Here is a 3,168-nt window from a genome sequence, read left to right on the forward strand (position 1 = left end):
TTATTCTTCCCCCTCAATGCTGCCAAAGTATCATTGGCTACAATTTTTCCTTTATTAATAATAATAACATGGTTGCATACCGCCTCCACTTCCTGCATAATATGGGTAGATAGGATAATGGTTTTAGTTTTACCCAGGTCTAATATTAACTGGCGGATGCCTATTAATTGATTAGGGTCAAGGCCCGAAGTGGGCTCATCCAATATCAACACCTGCGGGTCGTGCAAAATAGCCTGTGCCAAACCCACACGCTGGCGGTAACCTTTAGATAGCTGGCCTATTTTTTTATGCTGCTCTGGCCCAAGCCCGGTCATTTCAATAATATCAGCTATGCGTTTTTCGGGCTCGTATATTTTATGGATGCCGGCTATAAAAGCAAGAGATTCTTTTACGTACATATCCAGGTAAAGCGCGTTACTTTCTGGCAGGTAGCCAATATTGCGTTTAACTTCCAAAGATTGGGTACTTACATCAAATCCACATACCTCTGCTTTACCACTAGTTTGCGGAATAAAGCCTGTCAGAATTTTCATGGTGGTAGATTTACCGGCACCATTCGGACCCAAAAAGCCCAACACCCCCGGCTCTGCATTAAAAGTTATGCCATCAACTGCTTTTTGCTCGCCATAAATTTTTGTTAAACCTTCAACGCGGATACTCATGGTTCAAATGTAGAAAATCTCTTTGTCATTCATAGCTAAGAATTGTGGCGCGATAAGTATAATTTGTTACTAAATACTTGATGACGTTCTTGGCCGCTAAGGCCTATTACTTTTTGCTTGATCAAAAAGTAACAAAAAATCAAGTCAGCAAAGAGGCTTCTTTGCGCTCTGGGCTTTTGCGCTGCATCGCAGGTAAAACCTTGGGCCCGGTCCTTTTGCCCCCTATTGTCGCACAAGGCCCCCGCTTCAAGCAAAATTACCAATGCCCTTGCCACCGCACAGCCCAACTTGTTTTACCTGCGCTCACCCGAAGCTTTTTTGCTGACACTTGAGGATAGAACCAGAATTTTGGTAATTATGAGCAATCAAAAAAGAGCGGTGGCCCGTCAGCCCACGCGGCCGGGAGTCTGGCCTGGTAGTGGCAGCGATTGGGATGACTTGATTTATTCATCTATTGTTTGTTTTTTATGGGTATTCATGAGGTCGCTACGCTCAGTTTTTGGTCCTTTTTCATCTAAGGAAAAAGAACTAGGCCTCCGCGGCTATGAGCGATGGATGCTAACAGTTTGAAGGCTGATCGTTAAAAAGTCTAGAAAATCGAATTTAAGATAAGTGGGTAGAGAGATTGCCGGCTGTGCTTGCAATGACACATCGTGAGAATGGTGTTGTAACTTACTGAGCCTTCTCTTTAACAATCACAAAAACATCCTCATTATCTTTCCGCATCAAATATTTTTCGCGGGCGAATTTCTCGAGTTTTTCGGGGTTTGAGGTAAGCTCATCAAGGTCCTGGCTAACTTTAGCGGTTTGCAGTTTGTAAAAATCGCGCTCCTGTTTTAGCTTGCTTACTTCCTGGTGATACTGGTATTGAGATAACAGATCGTTCTTATCAAAAAACACCATCCATACCACAAAGGCAAGCGACACCAAAAAATATTTGTTTTTAAAAAGATCTATCAATCGTTTCATAAACGTGAATGGTAATTTAAGTTAAAATTAAACTAAAAGATTAACCGATGCAAATATGCTTATTAACTTATTAACAAGTTAAAGATTAGGTATTGAAGATTAAAGATTGGTTGATCAACTAATCTTTAATCTTCAATACCTAATCTTTAATTTCTATCTTCTATTACCGCTCGGCCTGCCGCCGCTTAGGTTACCATCCGGCTTGCCGGCAGGACGGCTACCACCGCCGCCACCACGGTTGCTTTTGCCAAATCCACGACCACGTTTAGGAGCGCCGGTGCGTCCGCCGCCGCCTTTTGCCTGGCCGTCGGCATGTTTGGCAACTATACTTTGCGGACTCATTACATACGGATGTCCATCGTTAACAGGAATAAGTTTGCCTATCAGTTTATGTATATCCTTTAAAAAATCAATCTCTTCCTGGTCGCAAAAAGTCATAGCTATACCGCTGGCCCCTGCCCTGCCTGTACGGCCAATACGGTGTACATAGGTTTCAGGAATGTTTGGTATTTCGTAATTTATTACGTGGGTAAGCTCATCAATATCAATACCGCGCGCGGCAATATCGGTAGCAATCAACACGCGTGTAGTACGCGCCTTAAAATTAGTTAACGCCCTTTGACGCGCGTTTTGCGATTTGTTACCGTGGATAGCTTCGGCAGTAATGCCAATTTTAACCAGGTCCTTCACCACTTTATCTGCGCCATGTTTGGTACGGGTAAATACCAGCGCGGTTTTAATGTCTTTATCTTTTAATATATGCACCAGTAATAACCGCTTATCATTTTTCTCTACATAGTAAAGCTCCTGCTGAATAGTATCGGCAGTTGATGACGGCGGGGTAACTTCCACCTTTTCCGGGTTAGTTAATATGGTATTAGCCAGTTGCTGAATCTCATTTGGCATAGTAGCCGAAAAGAACAGGGTCTGTCTTTTGGCCGGAACTTTAGCTATGATCTTTTTTACATCATGCACAAAACCCATATCCAGCATACGGTCGGCCTCATCAAGCACCAGCATTTTAATGTGGTCAAGGTGAACATATTTTTGGTTCATCAGGTCCAATAAACGGCCCGGTGTAGCAACCAAAATATCCACCCCGCGACGCAAAGCCTCGGTTTGCGGGTTTTGTGACACACCACCGTAAATTACCAAATGTTTTAAACCGGTATGCCTGCCATAAGCGGCAAGGCTCTCGTTAATTTGTATGGCCAGTTCGCGCGTTGGGGTTAATATCAACGCTTTAATGGTTTTTTGTTCTTTATGCTGTAACCTATCCTGATATAATAACTGTAAGATAGGTATAGAGAAAGCGGCCGTTTTACCGGTACCGGTTTGCGCGCAGCCCAAAAGGTCGCGGCGTTGCAGTACAATAGGTATAGCTTGCTCTTGTATAGGTGTAGGTGTGGTATATCCCTCAGTTTTTAAAGCCCTGAGAATAGGCTCAATCAAGTTTAAATTTTCGAATGACATGTATTGTTTCTTATTTATTATGTGCTAAACGCGATTGCATAGCGGATCTGAAGAGTTTGTCGGT

3 protein-coding genes are annotated in these 3,168 nt (G+C 43.1%); all 3 read right to left on the bottom strand.

All coding sequences use genetic code 11. The features are described from left to right. A partial coding sequence (locus JWP71_RS05490) for an ATP-binding cassette domain-containing protein (protein ID WP_299497769.1) occupies positions 1-662 on the bottom strand: 662 nt, incomplete at its 3' end. A gap of 672 nt (positions 663-1,334) precedes the next feature. Beyond that, a complete protein-coding gene (locus tag JWP71_RS05495) occupies positions 1,335-1,631 on the bottom strand; it encodes a septum formation initiator family protein (protein WP_299497771.1) in 297 nt (98 codons plus the stop codon). A gap of 153 nt (positions 1,632-1,784) precedes the next feature. Beyond that, complete coding sequence (locus JWP71_RS05500) at positions 1,785-3,104, bottom strand: DEAD/DEAH box helicase (protein WP_299497773.1); 1,320 nt, start codon at positions 3,102-3,104, stop codon at positions 1,785-1,787. Between the last annotated feature and the right edge of the window lie 64 nt (positions 3,105-3,168).

Origin of the sequence: Mucilaginibacter sp., from assembly GCF_028287845.1 — a bacterium.
GTDB lineage: Bacteria > Bacteroidota > Bacteroidia > Sphingobacteriales > Sphingobacteriaceae > Mucilaginibacter.